At 60.5% G+C, this 25,055-nt stretch carries 22 protein-coding genes and 1 tRNA gene; 1 reads left to right on the top strand and 22 read right to left on the bottom strand.

The window, feature by feature from the left end; all coding sequences use genetic code 11:
• Window positions 1–17: 17 nt before the first annotated feature.
• From I2F59_RS05670 to I2F59_RS05635, 8 genes are all read right to left on the bottom strand, one after another.
• Entirely contained in the window at window positions 18–1,025 is a 1,008-nt protein-coding gene (locus tag I2F59_RS05670) for a YitT family protein (RefSeq protein ID WP_195503531.1), read from the bottom strand.
• A 355-nt stretch (window positions 1,026–1,380) separates the two neighbouring features.
• The gene (locus tag I2F59_RS05665) at window positions 1,381–2,010 is read right to left on the bottom strand and encodes an HAD family hydrolase (protein WP_195503530.1); all 630 of its coding nucleotides are present in this window, start codon (window positions 2,008–2,010) and stop codon (window positions 1,381–1,383) included.
• Window positions 2,011–2,096: 86 nt separating this feature from the next.
• Complete coding sequence (locus I2F59_RS05660) at window positions 2,097–3,080, bottom strand: SIS domain-containing protein (RefSeq protein WP_035136781.1); 984 nt, start codon at window positions 3,078–3,080, stop codon at window positions 2,097–2,099.
• Between the two features lie 199 nt (window positions 3,081–3,279).
• A complete protein-coding gene (locus tag I2F59_RS05655; RefSeq protein ID WP_022095160.1) occupies window positions 3,280–4,113 on the bottom strand; it encodes a PTS system mannose/fructose/sorbose family transporter subunit IID in 834 nt (277 codons plus the stop codon).
• Between the two features lie 13 nt (window positions 4,114–4,126).
• Entirely contained in the window at window positions 4,127–4,921 is a 795-nt protein-coding gene (locus tag I2F59_RS05650) for a PTS mannose/fructose/sorbose/N-acetylgalactosamine transporter subunit IIC (RefSeq protein WP_022095161.1), read from the bottom strand.
• Between the two features lie 36 nt (window positions 4,922–4,957).
• Window positions 4,958–5,881, bottom strand: a complete 924-nt coding sequence (locus tag I2F59_RS05645; protein WP_022095162.1) for a PTS mannose/fructose/sorbose transporter subunit IIAB — start codon at window positions 5,879–5,881, stop codon at window positions 4,958–4,960.
• Window positions 5,882–6,063: 182 nt separating this feature from the next.
• Complete coding sequence (locus I2F59_RS05640; RefSeq protein ID WP_022095163.1) at window positions 6,064–7,146, bottom strand: DMT family transporter; 1,083 nt, start codon at window positions 7,144–7,146, stop codon at window positions 6,064–6,066.
• A gap of 231 nt (window positions 7,147–7,377) precedes the next feature.
• Entirely contained in the window at window positions 7,378–8,370 is a 993-nt protein-coding gene (locus I2F59_RS05635; protein WP_006235139.1) for an SIS domain-containing protein, read from the bottom strand.
• Between the two features lie 205 nt (window positions 8,371–8,575).
• Here I2F59_RS05635 and I2F59_RS05630 point away from each other — a divergent pair, with 205 nt between their 5' ends.
• Window positions 8,576–9,298 (top strand): GntR family transcriptional regulator, encoded by a 723-nt coding sequence (locus tag I2F59_RS05630; protein ID WP_195503529.1) that lies wholly within the window; start codon window positions 8,576–8,578, stop codon window positions 9,296–9,298.
• Between the two features lie 21 nt (window positions 9,299–9,319).
• Here I2F59_RS05630 and I2F59_RS05625 read toward each other — a convergent pair whose 3' ends face one another.
• The 14 genes from I2F59_RS05625 to I2F59_RS05560 all read right to left on the bottom strand — a co-directional run bounded on the left by I2F59_RS05625 (window position 9,320) and on the right by I2F59_RS05560 (window position 24,837).
• Window positions 9,320–9,910, bottom strand: a complete 591-nt coding sequence (locus I2F59_RS05625; RefSeq protein WP_195503528.1) for a GNAT family N-acetyltransferase — start codon at window positions 9,908–9,910, stop codon at window positions 9,320–9,322.
• Window positions 9,911–9,988: 78 nt separating this feature from the next.
• Window positions 9,989–11,014 (bottom strand): threonine aldolase family protein, encoded by a 1,026-nt coding sequence (locus tag I2F59_RS05620; protein WP_195503527.1) that lies wholly within the window; start codon window positions 11,012–11,014, stop codon window positions 9,989–9,991.
• A gap of 45 nt (window positions 11,015–11,059) precedes the next feature.
• Entirely contained in the window at window positions 11,060–11,923 is an 864-nt protein-coding gene (locus I2F59_RS05615; RefSeq protein ID WP_195503526.1) for a phosphatase PAP2 family protein, read from the bottom strand.
• Between the two features lie 87 nt (window positions 11,924–12,010).
• Window positions 12,011–15,643: a transcription-repair coupling factor gene (gene mfd / locus I2F59_RS05610; protein WP_195503525.1), complete on the bottom strand. Its 3,633-nt coding sequence runs from the start codon at window positions 15,641–15,643 to the stop codon at window positions 12,011–12,013.
• Window positions 15,644–15,800: 157 nt separating this feature from the next.
• A complete protein-coding gene (nth, locus tag I2F59_RS05605) occupies window positions 15,801–16,466 on the bottom strand; it encodes an endonuclease III (protein ID WP_195503524.1) in 666 nt (221 codons plus the stop codon).
• A gap of 63 nt (window positions 16,467–16,529) precedes the next feature.
• Window positions 16,530–18,332: an ABC transporter ATP-binding protein gene (locus tag I2F59_RS05600; protein WP_195503523.1), complete on the bottom strand. Its 1,803-nt coding sequence runs from the start codon at window positions 18,330–18,332 to the stop codon at window positions 16,530–16,532.
• A gap of 123 nt (window positions 18,333–18,455) precedes the next feature.
• A complete protein-coding gene (locus I2F59_RS05595) occupies window positions 18,456–19,811 on the bottom strand; it encodes a DNA recombination protein RmuC (protein WP_195503522.1) in 1,356 nt (451 codons plus the stop codon).
• 51 nt (window positions 19,812–19,862) lie between these two features.
• Window positions 19,863–20,426 carry a transcriptional regulator gene (locus tag I2F59_RS05590; protein WP_195503521.1) on the bottom strand — a complete coding sequence of 188 codons (564 nt, stop codon included), beginning with the start codon at window positions 20,424–20,426 and terminating at the stop codon, window positions 19,863–19,865.
• Between the two features lie 136 nt (window positions 20,427–20,562).
• A complete protein-coding gene (locus I2F59_RS05585; protein WP_195503520.1) occupies window positions 20,563–20,973 on the bottom strand; it encodes a hypothetical protein in 411 nt (136 codons plus the stop codon).
• A gap of 463 nt (window positions 20,974–21,436) precedes the next feature.
• Window positions 21,437–21,892 (bottom strand): hypothetical protein, encoded by a 456-nt coding sequence (locus I2F59_RS05580; protein WP_195503519.1) that lies wholly within the window; start codon window positions 21,890–21,892, stop codon window positions 21,437–21,439.
• A 456-nt stretch (window positions 21,893–22,348) separates the two neighbouring features.
• Window positions 22,349–22,888, bottom strand: coding sequence for a rubrerythrin (gene rbr, locus I2F59_RS05575; RefSeq protein ID WP_195503518.1), 540 nt, complete (start codon window positions 22,886–22,888; stop codon window positions 22,349–22,351).
• A gap of 114 nt (window positions 22,889–23,002) precedes the next feature.
• On the bottom strand, window positions 23,003–23,908 hold the full coding sequence (locus tag I2F59_RS05570; protein ID WP_195503517.1) for an HhH-GPD family protein: 906 nt from the start codon (window positions 23,906–23,908) through the stop codon (window positions 23,003–23,005).
• A 21-nt stretch (window positions 23,909–23,929) separates the two neighbouring features.
• Entirely contained in the window at window positions 23,930–24,415 is a 486-nt protein-coding gene (locus I2F59_RS05565; protein WP_118080686.1) for an RrF2 family transcriptional regulator, read from the bottom strand.
• A 344-nt stretch (window positions 24,416–24,759) separates the two neighbouring features.
• Window positions 24,760–24,837: transfer RNA gene (locus tag I2F59_RS05560), tRNA-Asp, on the bottom strand.
• Window positions 24,838–25,055 lie beyond the last annotated feature (218 nt).

Here is a 25,055-nt window from a genome sequence, read left to right as displayed (position 1 = left end):
GGCAAAATGCCAAAACCCTACTTGCCGTCGTCCTGCTGCAGGCTATCCTGCTCGCTGAGGCGCGCCTGCCTGCTGGCCATGCGCGCGGGCTTGTCGGGATCGGGTACGGCCGTGGGCATGGGCTCGTCGACATGACCGCCCCACCAGCCGCCCACAAAGTTGAGCGTGTGGAACACATTGATCACGGCACCGGGATCAATGTCGCACACCAGCTTGATAATGTCCTGGCTCTCATAGGTCGAGACAACGGCGTGCAGCAGGTACATCTTTTCGCGGCTGTATCCGCCGATGACCTCGGCACAGCTAATGCCGTGCTGAAAATGGTCAACATAGGCGGTCATGACTTCGTCTGCCTTGCGCGTCGTGATCTGCAACGTCACACGGTCGTAGCGGCGGTAGAAGCTGTCGATGGTCTTGGTCGAAATAAACTGGAACACGATGGAGTACGCCGCGTTGTCCCAGCCAAACATAAAGCCAAAGATCGCCAGGATAAAGCAATTGAAACCAAAGATAACGCCCCAGATGGTCTTGCCCGTGTGGTTGGAGACCCACAGCGCGATAAAGTCGGTGCCGCCGGTAGATGCGCCGGACTTTAGCGCGATGGCAGCGCCCAGACCCGAGACCACGCCGCCAAAAATGATGAGCATAAGCTTGTCGCCCAAAAATGGAGCGAAGTGAAAGATGTTGAGAAAGAGCGATGAGAGCACGACCTGCATCATCGAGAAGATGACGAAGCGCTTGCTAATGCCGCTCCAGCATAGGAGCGCCACGGGAATGTTGAGCGCAAGCATGCCGAGCGAGATGTCGATGTGAACGCCGCCCAGCGAGGTAACGCGATCGAGCAGGACCGCGACGCCGGTGAGACCGCTCGGAAGCAGGTCGGCGGGCTGAATGAACGCCTGGATCAGGAATGTTTGGAGGACGGCAGAAATTGTGACCGCCACGGCAGTAATGGCGCGGCGGACGATGGTGAGGCGGCCGAGCATGAGCACGCGGTCCGTGAGCTGATCGATGGCGTTCGCCACGTAGGCTCCTTTCGAAGGCAGATGTGGTTGTGGGGCATGCCCGCGATTGTAGCATGGAGCGTGCGGGGGCGCTTCAATTCAACCTCCCTCGACAACCAAAACGGGACCAGCAACCCCCACGACCAAAGGGCAAAATTCCAAGTGAGTAGACTTTTTACGATCTGCCGAGCACACCCAAAACCGCCACTCCTGTGACCTGCGGTTTTACAAAGGAAGATATGCATTGTGCTCGGCCTGCGCCAAAAAGTCTACTCACTTAGCCCAAATCGAAGCCAAACGGATCAAAATCGAAATCAAATTGAGCCAGTCCACCGCAAAAAACGTTTGAACCAGTGCTTTTCGCGGCGGATTGACACTACAAAGCGGGCAAAATGTCGGTCAGATTGTCGATGACAACGTCGGCGGCGGACTGATCCAGGTTGACGCCCTCGTGCGGACGCAGCGCCAGGACGCGAGCACCGGAGCGCTTGCCAGCCTCGATGCCCAAAGGCGAGTCCTCGATAACCAGGCACTCGGCCGGCTCCACACCCAGCGCCTCCATGGCGCGCAGGTAGATCTCGGGGTCGGGCTTAAACGCGCTGCACTCATGGCCGCTGATGGTGTAGTCCAGCACGTCGGCGATACCGGCAATCTCCACCAGTTCGTCGATCAGCTCACGATAGGACGAGCTCGCGATAGCACACTTCAAGCCGCGCTCGTGCAGCTCACGCATCACCGGCTCCGTCTGCTCGTTGAGCAGCTCGGCATACGGAACGGGATGGTCCGGGCTGTAGACCTGCTTGTACTCCACGCGCAGGCGCTCGCGCAGCTCAACATCGTCGGGCACCAGCGCCTCCCAAATGGCGGGCTCGTTAGACCCCGAAAGATCGGGGATCTCGTCAAAGTGGAACCCCTTCTCCTCCATAAACGCCACGCGGCGGCGGTTGTAGAACCACTCGGTATCGACCAGCACACCGTCCATATCAAACAGCACTGCCTTGATCATACGCATCTCCTCTCAAAAGCAAAAAAGGGGACGGGGCGCAAACCCCATCCCCTCTCAATCAACCCGTAAGGTCTACTTACTTGTGATTAGTAGGAAAGCTTCCACATGTAGCGACGCATGGTCAGCGGGTGCTGGCGGGCCTCGGCGATCTGGTTGCCGTACTCACGCATAACGGCGAGGTGCAGCAGCGGGTTGAAGTAGGTGACAACGCTCGCGGGCACGGCGTCAGCCAGGCCGTAGTCCTTGGAGTCGATCAGAGCGACCTTGGCGCCCATGCGCTTAAGGAAGGTGAGGGCGCGGGCGTCCATCGGACGGGTAGCGCCATCGGACATGAAGAAGACGTAGGGCTTACCCTCGGTGGAAACCTCGAACGGGCCGTGGAAGTACTCGCCGGTGTTGTAGGCGGCGGCGTCGATCCACTGCATCTCGGTGAACAGGAAGGCGGCGTGAGAATAAGCCATCTTCTCGGAGGCACCGGAAGCCATGAAGTAGATCATCTTGTCGTCCTTGAAGTCCTCGGCGAACTTCTTGGCGAGCTTCTTGCAGGACTGAGCGGCGTTCTCGCAGAGCTCGAAGACGTTGGTGAGGCCGGTGATCATGTCCTCGTAGTGGTCATAACCCTCGGTCTGCTGAAGGATCTCGACAGCAAGAGCGATGGCGTAGCCGGGCTTCTCGCACTTGGCAGCGAAGTTGGCGTGGAAGCCGTGAACGATGACGTAGTCAGCGTCGACGGTCAGAGCGGAGCCAGCCTTGTTGGTGAGGGAGACGACCGGGCAGTTGTGCTTCTTGGCGGTCTTGTTGGCCTCGACGGTCTCGGGCGTGGAGCCACCGAGGGAGCAGGTGATCACGAAGGTGTGCTCGTTGACCCAGGAAGGCGTGTCGTAGTTGAACTCGTTAGCAGTGAAGATCTGAACGTTCAGCTTGTCCGTGTTGTTGGCCAGGAAGTACTTGGCGGGGTAAAGGTCGGACATGGAAGCACCGCAGCCGACGAAAGCGACGCTGTGGATCTCGTGGTTGGACAGGACGTCAGCGACGATCTGCTTAGGGAGGTTAAGGTCGATCTCGTACATCTGACACATTCCTTTCAATTTTTGCGGCGCCACATTGCCGGGCGCTCGCAGGGTTACCGTGGTTTGGACCGAGTCGCCGGCCCGTTGAGGATGCGACAAAGGGACTGTCCCATTGTCGCATTTTGGGGATGGAAGCCTGCCTGGGGTATGGGATGCCAGGCAGGCCCCCGGGGGAAAGCGGTTAGACGCTTGGTCGCGACTAGGCCAGGATGCCGGCCGCGGAGAGGGCGATGCCGCCCACGATGGCGATCACGAGAAGCCAACCGGTGTTGACGTTCTTCTTGATGAGCCAGTACATAAGGCCGGTGAGGCCAAGGGAGATCATCTGGGGCATCATGCCGTCCAGGATGTCCTGGATAACGACGGTGCCCTCAGCGAACTGCAGCGGGGTGGTGGCGCCGATCAGCGTGGCGATCATGCCGCCTACGGACATAAGACCCACGATGCCGCAGACATACATGAGCTTCTCCATGAGGTCGCCGCCCTGAAGCTTGCTCAGGTACTCGTGGCCGCCCTGATAGCCCATCTTGGCTGCGAACCAAGTGATCAGCACAGAGGGGACGATGGAGATGAGCATGGCCAGGATCGGGCCCATGATGGAGCCCTGCTGAGCCAGCTGAACGCCCAGACCAAAGGCGATAACACGAATGGTGCCCTGGAAGAAGGAGTCACCGATGCCGGAAAGCGGGCCCATAAGGGAGGTCTTGACCGCGTTAATCGAATCGGGGTTGAAGTTCTCGGGATCCTTGGCGTACTCCTCCTCCATGGAGGCGGTGAGGCCCAGGATAAAGGCGCTCGTCTGCGGGGTGCAGTTGTAGAACGCCATGTGACGGTGGTAAGCCTCTTTCTTAGCAGCGAGCTGCTTGGGGTCGGACTCGTCCGGATAGAGGCGGTCGAGCGTGGGAACCATGCCGTAGAGGAAGCCCATGTTCATCTGACGCTCGTAGTTCCAAGAGGCCTGGATGGCCCAGGAGCGCCAGAAGAACTGGCTGACCTTCTTGTTCAGGGACACGTCCTTGGTTGCGGTTGCCATAGTGTGTTCCTCCTTAGTCTTCGTCGTCTTCGAGCGGATCGTAGTCGGAATCGACACCGGCGGCTGCATGGGACCCGTTGAACTTGAAGCCCATGAAGACGACAGCCAGGCACACACCGATCAGAGCGACCGCGATGACGGACAGGTTGAGGTAAGCGGCGAGCAGGAAACCGATGAACAGGAACGGAGTCATACCCTTCTTGATCATCATGGTGAGCAGCAGGGCCAAGCCGTAGGCGGTCATGATCTTGGTCGAAACGTTAAGACCAGTGGACAGCCACTCGGGAACCATGTTGACGATGGCCTGAACCAGGTCGGTGCCAACAAAGACGGCGAGGAAGATCGGCAGGAAGTACATGATGGCGTACAGACCGGAGCCGGCGCAGATGTGCATACGATAGGCGGTCTTGAACTTTCCGTTATCGATCGCGCTATCTGCCACATGGGTGAGGGCGGCGATGATGGAACGGAACACGATGCCGAGGAGCTGACCCAGGACGGCGACCGGGATGGCGATCGTCATGGCGGTCTCGGCAGAAGCATCGGTCAGGCACGCAAAGGCAGCGGCCACGATGCCGCCCAGGACCATATCGGGCGGAACGGCGGCGCCGACCTGCACCAGGCCCATGGACACGAGCTCGACGGCGGCACCGACGGCAAGGCCGGTGGGCACATCGCCCAGCAGCAGACCGACGAGCGTAGCGCCAACGAGGGGCTGCTCGAAGTTAAGACGACCGAGCAGGCGGGAGTCCCACATGCAGAACACGCCGACGAGGCCGACGAGCACCGCACTGATGAACGTATTCATACCCTTCTCCTTTCAGTCAGGCAAAAGCCTGGTTGATTACAGCTTGGCGTCGATGTCGACGCTCTGATACGTAGGGGTCTGCTGGACATAGAGCTTGATGCCCATGTCGAGCAGCTGGTTGACGTCGGCCTTCTGGGTGGCGTCGAGGAAGACGGAGCTGTCCTTGCCGCCGACCTGATCGGCACCGTCGTGGTTGGCGGTGGCGCCCAGGTTGATGGCGTCGAGCTTGTAGCCCTGACAGAACTGCAGCATCTCGGCAGTGTTGCCAAAGACGAACATGACGCGCTCGCCGAGGGTGTTGAGCTTATCCATCTTGGCGAGGGCACGCTCGACGGTGAAGACGTTCAGGCGCACGCCCTGGGGCTTGGCCAGCTTAAGAGCGCCCTTCTTGATGTCATCGTTGGCGGCAGCGTTGTCGACGACGATGATGCGCTCGGCCTGAACCTTGGTGGTCCAAGTAAAGACGACCTGGCCGTGCAGCAGACGGTAGTCAAGACGTGCGAGGACGATCTTGGCGGGACCGGAGCTGTGACGGGACGCCTTGGCCTTCTTGGCGGGAGCCGCGGCGGCCTCGACCGGTGCGTTGGGGTTGGTCAGACCGGTGCGGGCCTCATTGATGAGGGCCGCGAGCTCGGCGCCCTTGACGGGGGCGGGGCTCATAGCAAGCGTGAGCGCCAACGGGATGTTGAAACCGCTGACAACCGTGAACTTCGTGCCGTTCTTGGAAAGCTCGACCATGTTGTTGTTGACCGAGCTGCCGAGCATATCGGTCAGCACATAGACGGTGTCGTCCGCGTTGAACGTGGCGATCATAGCCTCAACCTTATTGGTGATGGGCTCCTTGTCGTCACGAGCAAGCGACACGACGTGGACGTTCGACACGTCGCCGAGAACCATCTCGAGCGTGTCTTTGGCGCCTGCGGCCAGGCCGCCATGAGATGCGAGAATGATCTGATTCATCTTGCCTCCTCCTTTTCGTTATGGTCATTATAACGTCTTATACGTTGCTTATATTGCTAATTAGTATAAAGACCGTTCGCGGGTGAAAATCGACCGTTGACGGGTTTAACGTACTCGAAACGTTGGACTGGGTAGGCCGGCGCTAGCTGGATAACCCCAGGTCAGACCCTGCGCGCAATCCCCTATCGCACGAAGTACCAGGGGCTTTCCTGTACGGTGGGTTCCAGCGCAATGCCGGTGCGTTCCTTAAACAGATCCATGTCCTGAGATTTTTCGGTCCACCACGCGTTGGGCTTAAAGGTCATGCTCTCAATGACATGACCGACAAACACACTGTTGCGCAGCTTGGAGAAGTCGGTGTTCATAATCAGGATGGACGCGAGCACCAACACGATGCCCAGGACCTTAATCGCGCCGGCGGGCTCGGCGTAGACACCAATGCCCACCAGTACGGTGACGACCGTCTCGAAAGACATTACGACGGGAACTTTCGATGTCTCGAGCCCCATGGACAGACCCTGCATATATAAGATGTAAGCCACGGCTGTGGGGATGAGTCCAAAGCCAAGGAACAACAGCAGCAGCTGTGGCGACATTGCCGCGGCGACATCCGGCCACGGAGCCGCGATAGCTGCCATAACCGCACCGCCAAATACAAAGCCCCAAAACGTGACAGCAAGCGGGTGGACCGTCTTGGTTGCTATCCGGCTAAACACCGCGAGCGACGCACCACAAAGGCCTGCAATCACGCCCGATGTGACGCCCCAAACCGAAAAATGAAAACCGGAAAGGTCGCCATTGGTCACTGCAAGCACGCAGCCAACGATGTTAAAGACAATGGCAACGAGCTTGTTGGGGGTCACGTCCTCGCGATAAAGCACGCGGCCGAGCATGACGCCAAACACCGGTGAGGTGTAGAGCAGCACCGAGGCCGTGGACATGCCCACCTCGCCCATGCACTCGTAATAACAGGTGTTGGCGGCGGCCAGACCGACGATACCGACAAGCGCGCAGGGAACAAGCTCTTTAGGGCTTGCCTTGAACAGGGCCAGCGGACCCTGAGCCACGGTGGACCCCTCACCCGGACGGCAGCCCATAAACATCAGGACCGGCGCCAAGATAAGCGCTCCGACCAACAAGCGAAAGGCAGCCATGCTCTGGGACGAAACGCCCATGGCCGAGATGCCGTTTACAAAGATTCCGATGCTGCCCCACATAAGCGCGGCGATCAGCACCAGCACATAGCCCAGATTGCTTTTCTTCAACGCAGCCTCCTCGGTATTGTTTCCAATATGTTTCATACTACGTTATAGTCGTTATATACATTTTTCAAGACACAAATCGGCGAGCGGATAAGTGATCCGTTTTCCTCCGCCCCCAGCGGATTACTGGGCGGTTGCGGTGAAATAGTTCCTAAATAGAGGCTTCAAGCCCCCAAGCAGGAACTATTCCACCGCAACTTATGAGGACATCGAGCTGTTAGGCCGCTCTATCCCCTAGTAGTCCAGCTTCCACATGTAGCGGCGCGTCATGTAGTCCTTGTGGGTGACGGCAGAGAGCGCACGCATGTACACGTTGTTGAGGATCGGGGCAAAGATCAGGTGATTGAAGTACTCGCTCACGCTGTCCTTGATGTCGTTGAGGCCGAGCTCCTTGGCGTCGAGCTGATAGACGCGCTCGCCACCGTACTGGTTGACGAAGCGGATGCCGCGCTCGTCGTTGCAGCGGCTGCGGCCGACGCTGATGAGCTGGAACAGCGAGGTGCGCTTGTCCAGGATCTCGAAGGGGCCGTGGAAGAAGTCGCAGGTGTTGATGGTGCAGGAGTCGATCTGCAGCATCTCCTGCACGTTGCAGATGCTAAAGACGTAGGCGGCACCAAAGAGCGGACCCTGAGCCATCACGTTGATGCAGGGCTTGTCGGCGTTTTGCTCGGCCCACTTGGCGGCGAGCGGACGGGTGTACTCGACGGCCTTGCGATAGATGGGGTCAACCAGGTCGAAGGCGGCCATAGCGGTCTCATACTCGGCATAGCCCTCGGTCTGCTGCGTAAGCTCCATGGCGATCATGGTCACGACGGCGGAGTTGGTACGGCCCATGCAAGACTCGTCGACGGCCAGGCTGTCATACTGAATCTTGTAGTCGCAGACCTCGGTGAGGCCGGACTCATCGACATAGATGGCGATGGTGCTGGCGCCGTGGTCCTTGGCGACCTGGGCGGCGACGATGGTCTCCTTGGTGCCGCGCATGGACACGACGACGGCCAGGGTGTTCTCGTTGACATAGGCGGGCGTGGCGTGCACGAACTCATTGCTGGTGTAGCTGGAGCTCACGACCTGCGTGGCCTCGTGCTCCATAAAGTACTGGGCAGGATAGTTGCCGCCGTTGGATCCGCCGGCGCCAATCCACACGACGCGCTTGATGCCGCCCTTGTCTGCCTTGTCGGCCAAAACCTGGGAGACGACGTCCTTAACCTGTTCCTGAGTAGTCATCGTGCATCAGCCTTTCTTCTCGTTTGATGCTCTCGATGGCATACAAGTTACATACATGTTTTGGTTATGTCGACTAGTTGTATGCTATATTTGTCTTAGAAATTTTATTGGTAAGGTTTTCGGCAATCCATTACCAGCGGTTTTGTTGTCATGTTGGATACATGCTTTGTTCGGTAAGTATACAAGTTAGATACAGGTTGATCGCATGAACGCTTCATCTAAAAAGAAACTGAGCCAATACGAGCGCTTGGCGGGTACGCTTCGCGACCGCATCGCCGCCGGCATCTACGCACGCGGAGACAAGCTGCCGTCCGAGATGGAGCTCATGGACGAATCGGGGCTGTCGCGCAGCACCGTGCGCCACGCCCTTAAGGTGCTCGTTGATGAGGGCCTAATTCGTACCGAGCGCGGGCGCGGCGCCTTTGTGGCCGACACGCCCGCGCTCCACGAGAACAACCTAGTGTTTTCGAGCTATACCAAGCAGGTCGAAGGTCAGGGCATGAAGCCCACCACACGCACCGTGGACTCGGGCTTTGCCAAGGCGGCCGGCAGCATAGCTAAGTTCTTTGACGCCGCCGTGGGCAGCAAGCTCGTCAAACTTGTCCGTCTGCGTTATCTGGACGATGCGCCGCTGTGCCTGGAGACCACCTATCTACCACCGAGCTTTGAGGCACTCATCGATCGCGATATCAACGGTTCGCTCTACGCCACGCTGCGACAGGAGTTCCATCGCGCACCGGCACAGGGGCATAAGACCTTTGAGGTGTGCTACGCCTCGCAAAACGAGGCGTTTTTGCTCAACGTTGAGCGCGGGCAGGCGCTGATCCTGATCACCGACTACGTCTACGACACCGACGGCCGCCCGCTCCATGTCTCCAAGCGCATCCAGCGCACCGACCGCGCCAAATACACCGAGCCCATCGGCTAACCTGCCAAAATAAACCTGTCCCTAAATGGTAGGTTTGGGAAGGTCGGGAAACCAGATTGGTTTGGGTTGGTTGGGTGTGCGCTCGGCTAGGACCAGCTCCATCCAACACATATCGTACCAGCGGCCGAACTTTTGGGCGCAGCGGTCAAAGGCACCCACCAGGCGATATCCCATATGGGCATGGAAATCCTGGCTGTTGTGCGTCAGGTACTCGTCGTCCTTGTCGTGCGGCACGGCAATGAGGGCGCACATGTTGGTGATGCCCATCGCGATCAGGCATTGCTTGAGCGCATCGTGCAGCTTGCGACCCAGCCCGCCATGGCGCGCATCGCGCGCCATGTAAATCGACGTCTCGACCGACCAGTCGTATGCCTCGCGGCTGTTAAGCGGACTCACATAGGCATAGCCTACCGGACGCCCGTCCAACTCCATCACCAAATACGGATAGCGCTTGAGCGTACGCTCAATGCGCCCGGCGAACTCTTCAACGCTCGGCACCTCGTATTCGCAGGTAATCGCCGTCTGGCGCACATACGGCTCATAGATGGCAAGCAACGCCGGCGCATCATCGGGCGTCGCCAGGCGAATTGTCGGCTCGGACATCTCGGTCATACAACCCTTCTCCCCCAAAAGCAAAGGCCGCCCTGCGCCAAGCTCAGGCACAGGGCGGCCCCTTGTCATTACGTCAGGCTACAGGACAGCCGCCAACGCGTCGATATCCTCCTGCGTCGTGGCCCAGCTGGTGCAAAAACGCACCACCGTGTGGGTATCGTCGTACTTTTCCCAGTACTCGATCGCCGCATGCTCGCGAATGCGGGCCATGTCCTCGTTGGGCAGAATCACGAACTGCTGGTTGGTCGGCGTCTCCAAGAAGAACTGGTAGCCGCGCTCGTGCAGCACGCGACGCAGCGCCTGAGCGGTCTCAATCGCCTGGCGACCAATCTCAAAATACAGGCCATCGGTAAAAAGAGCCTCGAACTGCACGCCCGTCAGGCGGCCCTTGGCAAGCAGTGCGCCATGCTGCTTAATACGCGGAATGGGATGCGCCGGGGCGTGCATGCCGCAAAACACCACGGCCTCGCCGCACAGAGCGCCGCACTTGGTGCCGCCGATGTAGAACACGTCGCACAGCTGCGCCAGCTCGGGCAGGGTAATGTCGCACTCATCGGCCGCCAGCGCATAGGCCAGGCGGGCGCCATCCACAAACAGCGGAATCTGGCGCTTCTGGCACACCGCGTGAATCGCCGCGAGCTCGGCCTTGGAGTACAGCGTGCCGTACTCGGTCGATAGGCTCACGTACACGGCACCCGGGAACACCGTGTGCTCGTAGCTCTCGTTTTCGTAGAACACCTGGATATAGTTCTCGAGGTCCTCGGCGTGCATCTTGCCCTCGTAGCCGGGGATGGTGAGCACCTTGTGGCCGCCAAACTCGATGGCGCCCGCCTCGTGGCAGGCAACGTGGCCAGTCTCGGCAGCAACGACGCCCTCGTACGGCGCAAGCAGCATGTCGATCACCGTCGCGTTAGCCTGCGTGCCGCCCACCAGGAAAAACACGTCGGCGTCAGGCGCCTGGCAGGCCTCGCGAATAAGTTGCTTGGCACGCTCGGTATGTGCATCGGTACCGTAGCCGGGCTGCGGCTCCATATTGGTGTCGACGAGCGCCTGCAGCACCGCTGGGTGTGCGCCGTGGGAATAGTCGTTGTTGAACGCGAGCATGGCAATCCTCTCTTACCGGGTATCGGCCAGATGATTCAAACGGAGCTATTGTACGCCGCTGGGATAGGCAATGCGCGCGGCAAGGCACTCAAGTGCCAGTACCAGAGCAAAACCGCAGCTCACGTCACTCAAAAAGTGCGCTCCGATCACGATGCGCCCAAAGGCGACGAACGCTGCAACAACAACCGCCGCCCAAAAGATCACGCGGCGACGCGAAGGTTTTTCCTTAAAGGCTGCCGCGGGAAGCCCGGCGAGCATAAGGCCGATCGCCGCATGCGCCGTGTGTCCGCTCGCAAACGACTTGAACCCGTCCTTGATCACGCCGGCGGCGATATAGGCCCACTTGTCGGGGTTGCCGATCACCCACCACGGCTGAAAATTGAGCCCCGGCGTGACCTCGATCACGCGCATGCGCGGGCGCGACCATAACGGCTTAACAATGACGTTGAGGATGATGGCCTGAGCGACCCACACGGCCAGCACCATCAACGCCCAGCGCGTAAGCTCGTCGGGCTCGGTCGTGCGCGTGAGGCGGTAGGCGATGAAGTTGGCTGCGATGACCAACGCAAACGTCAGAACCAGCTGAAACGCAATAAGCTTGCCGCCGACGCGCAGCGATCCGATAATCTCGTAGCCGACCAGACCCACGTTGATCAAAACGCCCAGCGCAGCGAGCCACTTGCTCGCCTTGGAGTCGGAACGCACCGCGCGCACGAGCATAACGCCCGCGACGCTCGCCGTCAGCTCGAACGGTAGCTCGCCGGCCGCCTCGACAAAGCGACCGTACATGCTGCCGATGTTGAACAGCGCACTCGAGATCTGATAATCAAAGAAGCTGCCCACGCCCAGACAAAGGCACAGGACGGCCGCGATAATAGCGACATCTTTCTTATAGATGTATCCGAACATGCTTTCCTTTCGATGGGGCTGGAATCAACCTGCGAGGTGGCGGGGCAAAGAACAACTGGTAGCTATGCCCCGCCACGCCCCTACTTGTTAGTCATCGTCGCTCGTGCCTAATTGCTGCAGCAGCATGAGTGCCGCGGCCACGGGGCCGGTGCCGTCGCTGGCGTCGAGACCGCGACCCAGGCCGCTGCCCGCGCCGGCACCCGCCTTGTAGGGCACCGACAGTTTGCGGCTCTTGGGAAAGTTCACCGCGCCATAGCGGGTCTTAAGCTCAAAGGCCACCTTCTTGGGAACGTCAACCCCCAGGAAGGTAATGCGTCCACCGCTGAGCGTGACGCTCTCGAGCCCCAAGCGCTCGCCGCGAATGCGGATGCGAGCGCGGTTGAACAAGTTAAGCCCCGCCAACGGCAGCTCACCGTGCGCGGCCTCGGTCTCCTCCTGCACCTCGTCGATACTCTCCAGGTCCTCGGCCGCCGCGAGCTTGCGGTACACGAGCACGCGCTGGTCCACCGCCGGCATGTACTCCTCGGACAAGAAGTAGTCGGCCGGCAGGTTGATGCCCACGCTCGCCGCCTCCACGCCGGCATCGTCATCGCCGCGCGCCTCGGCCACGGCCTGTCCCAGCATCTGCGTAAACAGGTCAAAGCCCACGCTCGACAGGTTACCGTGCTGCTCGGCGCCCATAAGCGAACCGGCGCCGCGGATCTCCAGGTCGCGCATGGCGATGCGCATGCCGCTGCCCAGGTCCTGGAACTCGGAAAGCGCGGTCAGGCGTGCCGTGGCCTCCTCGGTGAGCGGCAGCTCGCCGGGGAACATAAAGTACGCGTATGCCTGCGTGGCCGAGCGGCCCACGCGGCCCTTAAGCTGGTAGAGCTGTGCCAGACCCAGACGCTGCGAGTCCTCAATGATGAGCGTGTTGGCCGTTGCGTTGTCGATGCCGCTCTCCACGATGGTCGTGGCGATAAGCACGTCGATCTTCTTGGTCGCGAACTCGATCATCACGTCCTCGACCTCGCGCGGGCTCATCTTGCCGTGCGCCACGCCCACGCGCGCCTCGGGCGCGGCCTCGTGCACGCGCGCCACGGCATCGTCGATGGTCTTGACGCGGTTGGACACGTAATACACCTGACCGCCGCGACCCACCTCCAGGCGAATCGCCGCGCTCACCACGTCGGGGTCGTACTCCCCCACGTGCACGATCACGGGACGACGCCCAGTCGGCGGCGTGGTGATCAGGCTCATGTCGCGCACGCCGCTCGTGGCCATCTGCATGGTTCGCGGAATAGGCGTTGCCGAAAGCGTGAGCACGTCGATTTGCTCGCGCAGGTTTTTGAGCTGCTCCTTGTGCTGCACACCAAAGCGCTGCTCTTCGTCGATGATCACCATACCCAGGTTCTTGGGGTTCACGTCGGCCGAAAGCAGACGGTGCGTGCCGATGAGCACATCAATCGTGCCCTCGGCAAACGCCTTGAGCGCGCGCTTTTGCTGCGCCGGCGTGCGGAAGCGGCTGAGTACCTCGACCTCCAAGCCAAACGGGGCAAAACGCTCAAAGAATGTCTCGTAGTGCTGTTGGGCCAGAATGGTCGTGGGGCAGAGCACCATGACCTGGCGGCCGGAGTCCACGCACTTAAAGGCTGCGCGCAGGGCGACCTCGGTCTTGCCGAAACCCACGTCGCCGCACAGCAGGCGGTCCATGGGCTTGGGCGCCTCCATGTCGGCCTTGATGTCGGCGATAGCCTCCAGCTGGTCGCGTGTCTCGTCGTAGGGGAAGCTCTCCTCCATCTCGATCTGCTCAGGCGTATCGGGCGGGCAGGCGATACCGGTAATCGACGAGCGGCGCGTATACAGATCGACCAGGTCAAACGCCAGCTTTTTGGCGTTCTTGCGCGCCTTGTTGGTGGCACGCGTCCAGTCGGCGGTGTTGAGTCTAGTCAGACGCGGCTTGTCGCCATCGGGGCCAACATAGCGCGTGATGCGGTCGACCTGCTCGAGCGGCACGTAGAGCTTGTCGCCGTCGGCATATTCCAGCAAAAAGTAGTCGCGCTCCTTGCCGCCCACTTCCTGGCGCGCGATCTCGCTAAAGAGCGCGATGCCGTGGGTGGCGTGCACCACGTAATCGCCCGGCTTAAACGGGAACGTGATCTGCGTAATGTCCACCTTGCGGCGGCTGCGCGCGCGGTTGGCGTCCATGCGGGCGTTGAGGTCGGCGATCGAGAACACGGCCAGGTTGGCACCGGGCACCACCACGCCCTGCGGCAAGGCGGCATCGACAAAGGTCACACGTCCGCGCGAAATAGTGGGCACGGCGGCGCCGGCGGCAGCCTGCGCGGCGCCCGCCTCGAGCGAGCGGGCGTTGAGCGCGTCGGCCTTACGCTCGCGAATGGAAGCATGGGCCTCCTGGCGTGCGGCACGGTCGGCGGAATCCGCCGCTGCCACGCGAACGCGGTCGCCGATAGCGCCGACATTTTCGGGCGCCGCGGTCAGCGATTCCTCAAAGGTAATGCCCTCGTCGCCAAAGGTGAGCTCCATCGACTCGCGCGCACCGCGGTCGGGGATGGCAAACACGCAGGCATAGCGCTTGCCCACGACCTCCTGGATGCGCGTCATAAAACGGTTGTCCGAGCCTGCGATGGCCGGCTGCTCAATCTTGAGCTCTGCCGTCACCGCGCCGCCGGCACGAATGAGGCTCACGTAGTTCAGGCGCTGCTGGGCACCAAAATCGAGCTGTTGGGCGCGCACGTACAGACCATCCAGGCGGTCAATCCCTGCCTCGCCGGCACGGGCCTCAATATCCTCGTAGGCGCGCAGGCAGTCGTCGAACAGCGAGCGCGGCTCGGACAGAACCACGAGTGCCTTGCCGCTCACGTGCGCCAACGGGCTTACGGTCTGGCCGTACATCACCGGCAAAAAGCGGTCGAGCTCGGGCGTGACGATGCGCGCATCCACCATCTCGAGCAGCGCCGCCAGCTTGCTGTCGTCCTGGCTGGCACGGTAGAGCGCCACGTGCATGTTGTGGACGGCATCGTCGGTAAGCGCCAGCTCGCGGCAGGGGAAGATCTCGATACTGTCCTCGTTGCCGATGGTCTGCCCCGTGGAGCTCACCATGCGGCGGATGCGGTCAATCTCGTCGCCGAAGAACTCGATGCGCACGGGCGCCTTTTCCTGTGCGGGGAACACCTCTACGGTGTCGCCGTGCACGCGGAACAGGCCGGGCGCGTCGGCGGCACCGGCATTGGTGTAGCCCATGCCCACCAGGCGCTGCGGCACCTCGTCAAAAGGAATCTCCTCGCCCACCGCAAAGGTCGTGGACTCCCAATAGCGGCTCTCGACCGGCGGCACGCAGCGCAGCAGCGCGCGGGCCGAGGCAACCATGATGCAGTTGTCCCCGCGCACGATGCGCCCCAGAGCCTCGCAGCGCTGCGCCACCACGGCATCGTCGGGCGCCTGCTCGCGCCACGGATAGTCCTTGCGCTCGGGAAAACGGCACACGTGCGCCAGGCCCACGTAGGCGGCAAGGCTGCGCGCGGCGCGATCGGCCGCATCCTCGCCACTCACAATGTAGACCGTCGGGCGCGGACGGCGCGCAAACTGGGCCGCCGCCATAAGCGTGCGACCCGACTGCGACACGGCCAGCGTCACGTCCTCGCCGGCATCGAGTCCCGCCTCGACGGTCTGCAGCGCCTCGGCAGTGTAGAGCTGCGCGGCTATACGGTGAATGAGCATGCTGTTCCTCCGGCATCGCAACGCCAAAAGCCCGCCGGGGCAAGCTCGGCGGGTCGTACGTCAAATACATTGTCTGTCATGGTAGCGCATGGAGAGGACTCCGGCTCAAGGGCAAACCCAGCCCCGCAAAAAACGCCAGACGAAGATGCGTTCCGCCCTACCCCGCTACGCGCACGCTGGGGCACAAATCTGCCAGCGGACACTCGTCACACTTGGGTTTGCGGGCGTCGCAGATCTCGCGACCGAAGGTGATCCACTGATGGTTAACCGACTCCCAATACTCGTGCGGCAAAATCTTGAGCAGATCCTGCTCGGTCTTGAGCGGCTCCTTGGCATGCGTCTTGGGACTCAGCATCAGGCGGTGCGCAATGCGGTTGACGTGCGTGTCCACCGCAATGCCTTCCACGATGCCATACCCCACGTTGAGCACGATGTTCGCCGTCTTGCGTCCCACGCCCGGCAGCTTCACGAGTTCCTTCATGTCGGCCGGCACCTCGCCGCCATAGTCGGCGACGATCATCTGCGCGGCCTCGACGGCATGTTTGGCTTTGCTCTTGTAGAAGCCGAGTGACTTGATGGTGTCTGCCACGTCAGCCACGCTCGCCCCGGCCATGGCCTCGAGCGTGGGCCACTGGGCAAACAGCTTCGGCGTCACCTTGTTGACCTGCGCGTCGGTCGTTTGCGCCGAGAGCAACACCGCGATCAGCAGGCGGAAGGGATTCTCGTGGTCCAAAAAGCACTCGACCGGGCCATAGCGACGGTTGAGGCGCTCACACACCTCAACGGCGCGCTCGCGTTTGGCGGCATTGGTCTCGCGTGGCATAACGACTCCTCGGCTCAACGGCACAATAAACTTATGGGCACAATTGTCCCACGTCCGAGTCGCTTACGCCTCCAAGAATGCGCCGGTCTGACGGCTCCACAGGCTCGCGTACTCGCCACCCGCCTCGACGAGCTGCGCATGCGTGCCGTCCTCGACGATCTCGCCATCGGCCAGCACCACAATGCGGTCGAGCGCCGCCACGGTAGACAGGCGGTGCGCCACCACAATGGAGGTATGTCCACGCATCAGGTTTTCGAGCGCCTCCTGCACCAGCGCCTCGGACTCGCTGTCGAGGGCAGAGGTCGCCTCGTCGAGCACCAGAATCGGCGCGTCGGTTAGGATGGCACGGGCGATGGCCACGCGCTGACGCTGGCCGCCCGAGAGCTTGACGCCGCGCTCGCCCACCATGGTGTCAAAGCCATTGGGCAGGCGGTCGATAAACTCAGTCGCGTTGGCCAGGCGCGCAGCCTCGCGAATCTGCTCGTCGGTAGCGTTGGGGCGGCCGTAGGCGATATTCTCGCGAATGGAGCGATGGAACAGCAACGCCTCCTGCGGCACGTAGGCAACCTGGCGGCGCAGACTCTGCTGCGTACAGCGCGAGACGTCCTGGCCGTCCACGAGCACGCGGCCGCCCTGTACGTCGTCCAGGCGCAGCAACAACTTGGTGAGCGTCGTCTTGCCCGAGCCCGATTTGCCCACCAGGCCCACGCGCTGGCCCGCTGCCACATGGAGCGTCAGGTCGTCGAACACGCTCTCGCCCGCCGCGGCGTCACGGTATGCAAAGCTCAGGTGCTCAAAATCAATCGCACCTTTGGTCACTTTAAGCTCGGGAGCGTTCTCGTCGTCTGCCACCAGACGCGGCTCGTCCAGCACGCGCGTCATCTCGGCCGCATCGCCCAGCGCGCGGTTGATGCGCTGCATCATGGAGCTTACGTAGTTCAGACGCATGGTGAGGTTGTACGTATAGGTAAAGATCATGACGAGCGCGCCGGCCGAAATGCCAAACCACGCGTTGCCACCCGCGACGAACACGCTCACCACGGCCATGGTGATGACGATAAGGCCCGAGGTCGTAAAGTTGCGCTGCATCATGGCGTGCATCGAAACCGTCTCGGCGTCGCGCGCGGCGCGGTCGGCGGCATCGAACAGGTCGCGCTCAAAGTCCTCGCGCCCACAGGTCTTGACGGCCAGGATATTCGTGACCGCGTCGGACAGCACACCCGACAATTTGTTCTGCGCGGCAGACGTCGCGGCCGAAAGCGGCATGATGCGCTTGTACATAAGCCAGACAAACGCGATGTAGACGACCATAATGCCCACCAGGATCACGGTAAACGTCGGCACCACCGGAGCGAGCGCCGCCACCGTGCAGACAACCGAGGTGATGGTGGGAATGAGCGAATACACCGTCACGTCTACCAGCCCCGTGTAGCCGCTCATAAAACGGCTCGTCTGGCTCACGAGCGATCCGCCAAAGCGGCTGGTGTGAAATGTCATGGATTGATTGGAGAGCGTGTCAAAGCACAGGCGCGCCAGGTGATAGTTGCCCGCAATCTCGAGCTTGTAGACGGTGTAGTCCTGCAGCTTGGAGAGGATTTGGCCTACCAGGTTAACGAGCACGAGCGCCAGAATGTAGGGACCAAATACCTCGAATACTTGATCGCCCGTCACAGGACCCGCTTGGACGCGGTCGACGATAAGGGCCATCACGTAGGTGTTGGCAAACGTGAGCAAAAAGATGTAGCCCGCCGACGAGAACACCGAGAGAAAGACAATCAGCGACTGCGTGCGTGTGACGTCCCAAAAACGCTGCAGCGTGCGGCGAACGGTGGAGCGTTTGAGCGGGCTGGTGCTTCTCTGAGACATGGTCTTCCTTTCACGTCTGATAGGGCGAAACGCCATTGTTGCACACTAAAGCGCACTTCAGGCAAGCACGATGCGAAAAGCGCCCGCGCCGTGCTTACACCGGCGCCCCACCGTCAGATGCAGCTAGTCCTCGTCTTTTTGGTCTGCGAGCAGCTCCGCGGATGTGAGCCCTAAGATCTCGTCGGCCTCCCGCGCGTCTTCCAGCGCGTCGATATCCTTGAGCTTGCGCTCCATAACGTTGGTGCGCGTGGTGATGATGCCCTCGACCGTCTTTCCTGCGGTCTCGATCTGCTGTTGGGCACGGCGCAGCGCCGTCTGATAACGCGGCAGCTCGGCCTTGACGGCGGAAAGCACGCGCAGCACGTCGTCGGTACGTTTTTGCAATTTAAACGTCTGGTAGCTCATCTGCAGACTGTTGAGGATGGCCGCCATGGTGCTGGGGCCGGCAACGTTGACGTGATAGTCGCGGCCCAGGGTCTCGATAAGCCCGGGACGGCTGACGACCTCGGCGTACAGCCCCTCAAACGGAACGAACAGAATGCCAAAATTGGTCGTCGCGGGCACGCTCAGGTACTTTTCGCAGATGTCCTTAGCCTCGCGCTTCACCATGGCGTCGAGCGTCTTGCGCGCAGTGGCCACAGCCTCGGCATCACCCGACTCCTGTGCGTCGAGCAGATGCTCGTATGCGTCGCCTGGGAACTTGGAGTCGATCGGCAGCAGCACGGGGTCGCCCTCGTCCACCGGCAGCTTGACGGCAAATTCGACGCGCTCCGAGGCGCCGGGCTTGGTGGCGACGTTTTCCAAGTACTGGTCGGGCGTGAGGATGTCCGCCAGGATCGCGCCCAGCTGCACCTCGCCCAAAATGCCGCGCGCTTTCACATTGCCCAGCACGCGCTTGAGGTCGCCCACGCCCGTGGCAATGGATTGCATGTCGCCCAAGCCCTTGTACACGGCCTCGAGCTGATCGCTCACCTGCTTAAACGATGCCGACAAGCGGTCGTTGAGCGTACGGGAGAGCTTCTCGTCCACCGTCGCGCGCATCTGATCGAGCTGCACGTTGTTGTCCTTGCGGATGGCGCCCAGCTGGGCATCGACCGTCTCGCGCACCTTGTCCAGGCGGTGCTCGATACCCTCGCGGTTGGCACCGAGTTGCTGGGCCGTCTCGCGACGCAGGTCATCCATGCGGTCGCCGGCCTGCGAGAACTCGCGCGCGATGGTCAGGTAACGCTGCTGCTCTACGGCGGCGTCGGTCGTCTGCTGCTGCGCGATGGCATTTGCCGTGCGGCGAGTTTCGGCCAACGCGACGTTGAGGGTGTCGAGCGCGTTGTTGGCCTGCTCGAGCGCAGCCAGCATCTCTGCCCCGCTATCACCGCGCTCCCGCAGCTCGGCGCGAAGGCCCTTGAGCTGCAGGGCACAAGCCACAGCAACCCCCACCGCCACCAAGGCGATCACAACAAGCACGATATCAATAGCAGACATAGTCTCCGCCCAACAAACCCAATCGATCATCAATCAAAACCGCGATCAATCTTACCCTGCCACACGCACCGGACGCCCGGCCCCTTCTTGGGCGCCCCTCTCCTCCGCATATTCCATAATGCGGCGCGCCGTCTCCCTGCTCACCTTTGAGTCATCGCCGGCTAAGTATGCGTATACGTTTCCCTTATTCAGATTCAAATCGCGGCAGAGGCCATAGCGCGTTACACCCGATTCCTCTAGCGCTCCCAACGTTCTTTTTCGCATCAGAGCGTTGATCCTTCTGTCCGCCACTGGCTTTTCCTTCACCGCTCTATACGCACGCCAAACGTTGGCATAACGGTTAGGGAGCTTGTCTTCGGCGCATAGAGATACCAGGCTACCCGTTTGGCCGTACAAGGACAAAACGCCTCGGTAACCCTCTTCCATCCACGAGCCCTCGGATAAACCCAGAACGTATTCTGCTTTGCCCTGCGCCAAAGCGAGCAAAAACAGAGGCTCCGCCACGCGCGGCGCAACCGTCATCGCCTGCTCAACCAGTTTTCTAAAACTCAGTGACTGCTGTCCGGTTAGCTCTCGGCAATAGCCTTTTAAGAATCCCTCAAAGGTCAGATTCAACCGAGCACCTCCGTTCATTTGCTATGATTATTCATCTTCAATAATACTATTCAGTCGCATGACGGGACCCACAGGATGCAAGGATTCTACTCGTGGCGACAATCCCTACACCCTCGAAGTCCTGATGCGACAAACGCTAACTCTCCCAGCCGGCGCAGATGGTTGTTACGACATCGCCTAGGCGCTGGCCGAGAGCTGCCAAGTGCTCAAGCACCTCGCTGGGCGAGGCGCCGTTGAGAATGCATGTGAGGGCATATGAGGCCAAGAAGATTGCCGCGAGCCCCAACGGGATCAGCACGATCATCGCCAGCGTACGCAGGCGCTGGGCCCAGCGACGGCGACGCGCACGACGCTTGTCGAACGCAAGCTCCTGCGCATATGAATCTTGCTGTACGGAATAGGCCTCTGGAGCCGCCTCGCCCGCAGGTGCGGCGTTTTGCGCAGGAGGCTGGACGGCCGCCCCTTGCATTTGCATCTCCATAAGCCGTTGCTGTTGGCGCAACATGCGCTCGGCTTGTTGCTGCGGGGTCTCAAGAAACAGATCCATGTTGGCCTCCTCAATCGGAGCATTCGACGCTTGCGCCCAGCATCCCGCACGATCGAAGCCGCGGCAACGAAATCATCGGCAATAGCCGTAAAGATTCTTTTGTCAGAAAACTGTCGAAAAGCTCAACAACTCCCCTACCAGCACTTTCTTTGAGCTTTTTTATCGAATGATCTTTCGCCCTTCCGCCCTTACGCCATCCGACCAAAACCTAACCAAAAGCTTGACGGAAATTGTGAAGACAGGGACCCCACACAAAAAGTGCCGCCCCAAAGGGGCGGCACACAAACCAATCTATTAGCCAAAACTCGTTGGCAAGCCCGCGTCGTCAGACCCGCGGCGCATGCCTTTGCCTCGCGTGACTCTGCGAAGCCGTGAGCGAGAGGGAAAGGGATGCGCCGCGGGTCTGACGTCCGGAGCGGTGAAACCAGCAGTTGCCCTGCGCTCCGTGGTCGGTGAGGACAGACTACATGCCCGCGAGACCGCGGGCGGCGGTGGCGCACATAAACGCCAAGGCTAAAATCACGAGCGAGCCCGCAATGTCTGCCAGCACGCCCATTGCACGACGCTCAAACAACCAGCTCTCAAAGTGCGGGGCGACGTTGCGCCAGACACGCCACAACAAGATGCCCATACCGATGACGCCCGGGATATTGAGCAGTAGGATCTCGGAGCACAAAAGACCGATCAGGTTGCCGGCAACAAAACCAGCGTCGCCCTCGCAGTATTTGCGATAAATCATGTACAACATGTACGCCACAAACGGCTGCAGGCACGCAGAGATAAACGTAACCACCATCGAGGGGTCCTGAGAAAAGACATCGGTGAGTTTATCGACACTCGTGGCATCTTTCGAAGCCAAGAACAAGCCAATGACCACCACGGGCACCACGCCCAAGATAACCTCGACCAGAGTAAACAACTTAGCAGTCAGATCCTCGCTAGCCGTATTGAGGTGAGGCGCCCACTCAGGATGAGTATGCGCGCCAACCTTCTTGTCCTTCTCGACACGATCGACCTTTTAACCCTCGGCAACCCGACGACCAGGATCCTTGCGAGTTCCCGCCACAGCAACCCGAGCCCGAGACTTCTTACCCATACAAAAACACCCCATCAGGTAGTAGATAAACTAAAAGTCGCCACCCAGTGTACCCCACCCATGAACGGTGCCGTCCCAACCAGTCCCCATACAAAAACGTGCCGCCCCGATAGGGGCGGCACACAAACTTAGTTATCAGCTTTTCTGTAGCGAGCACGCAACGAACCAAAGCGGGCCGGGAGGGCCGGACTACCTTCCCTCAACGCGACCCTGCGAAGCCGTGAGCGAGGAGGGAAGGTAGTCCGGCCCTCCCGGCCCAGCTCACGCCAGCGCCAAGCGCTAGTAGTTCACCACCTGCTCCTCAAAGTACGCCTTCGGGTGGTTGCACACCGGGCACACCTCGGGCGCCTCGGCACCAACATGCAGGTGCCCGCAGTTCAGGCACTTCCACACCTTTACGCCCTCGCGCTCAAACACCTCGCCCGACTCAATGCGCTCGACGAGCTTGTTGTAGCGCTCCTCATGAGCCTTCTCCACGGCGCCGACACCACGGAACTTCTCGGCGATCTCGGCAAAGCCCTCCTCCTCGGCGGTCTTGGCAAACTCGTCATACATCGTGGTCCACTCGTAGTTCTCGCCCGCGGCGGCGTCGCGCAGGTTGTCCAGAGTGCCCGGAACGGCGCCGTCGTGCAGATACTTAAACCACAGCTTGGCATGCTCGGACTCGTTGCCCGCCGTCTCGGCAAAGATATTCGAGATCTGAACGTAGTCGTCCTTTTTGGCCTTGGATGCATAGTAGCGATACTTGGTGTGTGCCTGGGACTCACCGGCAAAAGCAGTCTCGAGGTTCTTCTTGGTCTGAGAGTTCTCAAAATCCATAGGTGTACTTCCCTTCAACACGTGCCGCCCATAGGCTTTGAGCGGCCCTGTCTTTAGGATGCCCTCAAGCCGAGAATTTAAACCTTACAATCCCGTTCTTCAGATTTGAGCGGGCTACACGCTCAACCAACGATCGCCCTCGGAGCGGCAAAAGCCCTCGCGCTCCAGATCGGCAAGAATACTTGCGACCAGCTCGCGCTCGACCGGCTCACGGCCGGCTACCGTCTCCATCTCGTTAACGCCTGCAACAGCTTCATCAAGCGTAATACCTGCCGGCTGCCCATCGCGCGCTGCCAGCAGCATGCGCACAATGTGGGCGCGCTTTTGGCGGCGCGAGCCCTCAAACTTGGACTGACGACTATAGCCCGCCGACCGCCTGGACGGATTGGGCAGCGTCTTTTTAAGATACGCGCCGTAATCCAGCAACGCGTAATACCACGCGCGCGGCGTGTCGGCATCGTCTTGAGGCGCGGCAAAGGGCGCAATCTCATCCGCCGCCGCACCGGGGGCCGCCGGACAGGCAGCTTGAATCAGCGGCACCAGCTCGCGATCGGGAACGGCCGGCACATCGGGAAAGAAATGATGCAAAAAGACCGTGCGCACGTTGGTCTCCAGATACACGCCCGGAAGATCGAATGCAAACGAACGGATGCCCTGCGCCGTTGCCGGGCCAATGCCGGGCAACGCGACCAGATCGTGCGTCTCACGCGGAAACTCCCCATCCCAGTCCTCCACAACGCACTGTGCAGCCCTGTGAAGCGCCAGGGCGCGGCGATTGTAGCCCATCCCCTGCCACGCATCCAAGACATCGGAAGGGGCGGCCTGAGCAAGCGCCCGGACAGTCGGAAAGCGATCGAGCCACGCCGGCATGCGCGTCTCCACGCGCGGCACCTGCGTCTGCTGCAGCATGACCTCGGAAAGCCAGATGATATACGGGTCGCGCGTGCGGCGCCACGGAAGGTCGCGATAACGCAGGACCCCTTCCGAACGAATCATCGAACGAAAGGGGTCCTGAATCATGACAATGCTCCTTATGCGGCGCTATTCCTCCCGGCAAGCATACGCGCAAGCGGCGTACTCGGGAAACGCATCGCGGTCGGCGAACTTGGGATCGACAGCCGGAAACTGGCGATGGGCGACGATATCGCCGAGCGAAACGGAATCGAGATAGTCGCGCATCAGCGCCTGGGCTCCGGCCCACAGGGGATGATAGCAGCACGTGCCCATGCGCGCACAGTCGCCATCGGGCGCGGTGCAATCGTTCATAACCATGGGGCCCTGAACGGCCTCTACGACCTGACGGATCGTGACATCGTCGGGGCTCACCTTAAGGCGCATGCCGCCATGAACACCACGCAGGCTCTCCACAATGCCGGCCTGAACCAAGCCGTGCTGAATCGAACGGGCAAACGAATACGGAACATTGACCTCTTCGGCAGCAGTGCGAACAGAAAGCAACCGCTCCGGCTCCTCGGCAAGCATCGCAAGCATGCGAAGGGCATAATCAGTCTTCCTCGATATGTCCATGTTTCCCCTTTCAAGGAATACGAACAGCTCGAACGAGTTCCGGGGCCGAGCTTGTGTCGAGACGCCAAATGACCGCCTGAACAACCAAATTATAAAATGGGTGTTCACTGAATGCCGCACTTGAAGACTAGCTGAATCAGGTACGGCCTAAAGTGCAATTTAGTATAACCGAACCCCCTGCTTCATTGAACAGATGTTGCGCAACAAACCCCCTGTTTGAACACATATATCAGTAGAGGCTGGCTCGCTCGTTGCAAATGCGGTGACTTGGATAAAGAGGCATATAAGATCGAGGACCTATTAAACGCAAAAAGCCACGTCTTCGGACGTGGCTTTAATTGCGTTGGCGGGAAGTACGGGGCTCGAACCCGCGACCTCCGACGTGACAGGCCGGCGCTCTAACCAAACTGAGCTAACTCCCCAGGCAGTCGTTCGCGTTTGTTTCCGCTCGCGTGCGCTGCGGGGATTAGTATACACAGAAGTCTGTCCGCCGCGCAACAACTTTTTTGAAAAAGTTTTTCGGTCCCTCCGGGAGGGTCTCCGGGGCCGGCTGGCGCGGGTTGAGTTTGCTGCTCTACAGTCCTGCGCAAGACGGAAAGCACATTAAGTGCTTTCCTTTGCGTGCGGAACTCGCGACAAA

This window comes from Collinsella aerofaciens (assembly GCF_015556945.1).
GTDB classification, from domain to species: domain Bacteria; phylum Actinomycetota; class Coriobacteriia; order Coriobacteriales; family Coriobacteriaceae; genus Collinsella; species Collinsella aerofaciens_AO.
The sequence above is the reverse complement of the archived record's forward strand: the minus strand, read 5'-3'. Positions and strand labels throughout refer to the sequence as shown.

Coding starts and splice junctions, on each gene's coding strand:
- I2F59_RS05665 (WP_195503530.1), bottom strand. CDS start 2,010: ATGATCAAGGCAGTGCTGTTTGATATGGACGGTGTGCTGGTCGATACC.
- I2F59_RS05660 (WP_035136781.1), bottom strand. CDS start 3,080: ATGTACGAGATCGACCTTAACCTCCCTAAGCAGATCGTCGCTGACGTC.
- I2F59_RS05655 (WP_022095160.1), bottom strand. CDS start 4,113: ATGGCAACCGCAACCAAGGACGTGTCCCTGAACAAGAAGGTCAGCCAG.
- I2F59_RS05650 (WP_022095161.1), bottom strand. CDS start 4,921: ATGAATACGTTCATCAGTGCGGTGCTCGTCGGCCTCGTCGGCGTGTTC.
- I2F59_RS05645 (WP_022095162.1), bottom strand. CDS start 5,881: ATGAATCAGATCATTCTCGCATCTCATGGCGGCCTGGCCGCAGGCGCC.
- I2F59_RS05635 (WP_006235139.1), bottom strand. CDS start 8,370: ATGACTACTCAGGAACAGGTTAAGGACGTCGTCTCCCAGGTTTTGGCC.
- I2F59_RS05630 (WP_195503529.1), top strand. CDS start 8,576: ATGAACGCTTCATCTAAAAAGAAACTGAGCCAATACGAGCGCTTGGCG.
- I2F59_RS05625 (WP_195503528.1), bottom strand. CDS start 9,910: ATGACCGAGATGTCCGAGCCGACAATTCGCCTGGCGACGCCCGATGAT.
- I2F59_RS05620 (WP_195503527.1), bottom strand. CDS start 11,014: ATGCTCGCGTTCAACAACGACTATTCCCACGGCGCACACCCAGCGGTG.
- I2F59_RS05615 (WP_195503526.1), bottom strand. CDS start 11,923: ATGTTCGGATACATCTATAAGAAAGATGTCGCTATTATCGCGGCCGTC.
- mfd (WP_195503525.1), bottom strand. CDS start 15,643: ATGCTCATTCACCGTATAGCCGCGCAGCTCTACACTGCCGAGGCGCTG.
- nth (WP_195503524.1), bottom strand. CDS start 16,466: ATGCCACGCGAGACCAATGCCGCCAAACGCGAGCGCGCCGTTGAGGTG.
- I2F59_RS05600 (WP_195503523.1), bottom strand. CDS start 18,332: ATGTCTCAGAGAAGCACCAGCCCGCTCAAACGCTCCACCGTTCGCCGC.
- I2F59_RS05595 (WP_195503522.1), bottom strand. CDS start 19,811: ATGTCTGCTATTGATATCGTGCTTGTTGTGATCGCCTTGGTGGCGGTG.
- I2F59_RS05585 (WP_195503520.1), bottom strand. CDS start 20,973: ATGGATCTGTTTCTTGAGACCCCGCAGCAACAAGCCGAGCGCATGTTG.
- rbr (WP_195503518.1), bottom strand. CDS start 22,888: ATGGATTTTGAGAACTCTCAGACCAAGAAGAACCTCGAGACTGCTTTT.
- I2F59_RS05570 (WP_195503517.1), bottom strand. CDS start 23,908: ATGATTCAGGACCCCTTTCGTTCGATGATTCGTTCGGAAGGGGTCCTG.
- I2F59_RS05565 (WP_118080686.1), bottom strand. CDS start 24,415: ATGGACATATCGAGGAAGACTGATTATGCCCTTCGCATGCTTGCGATG.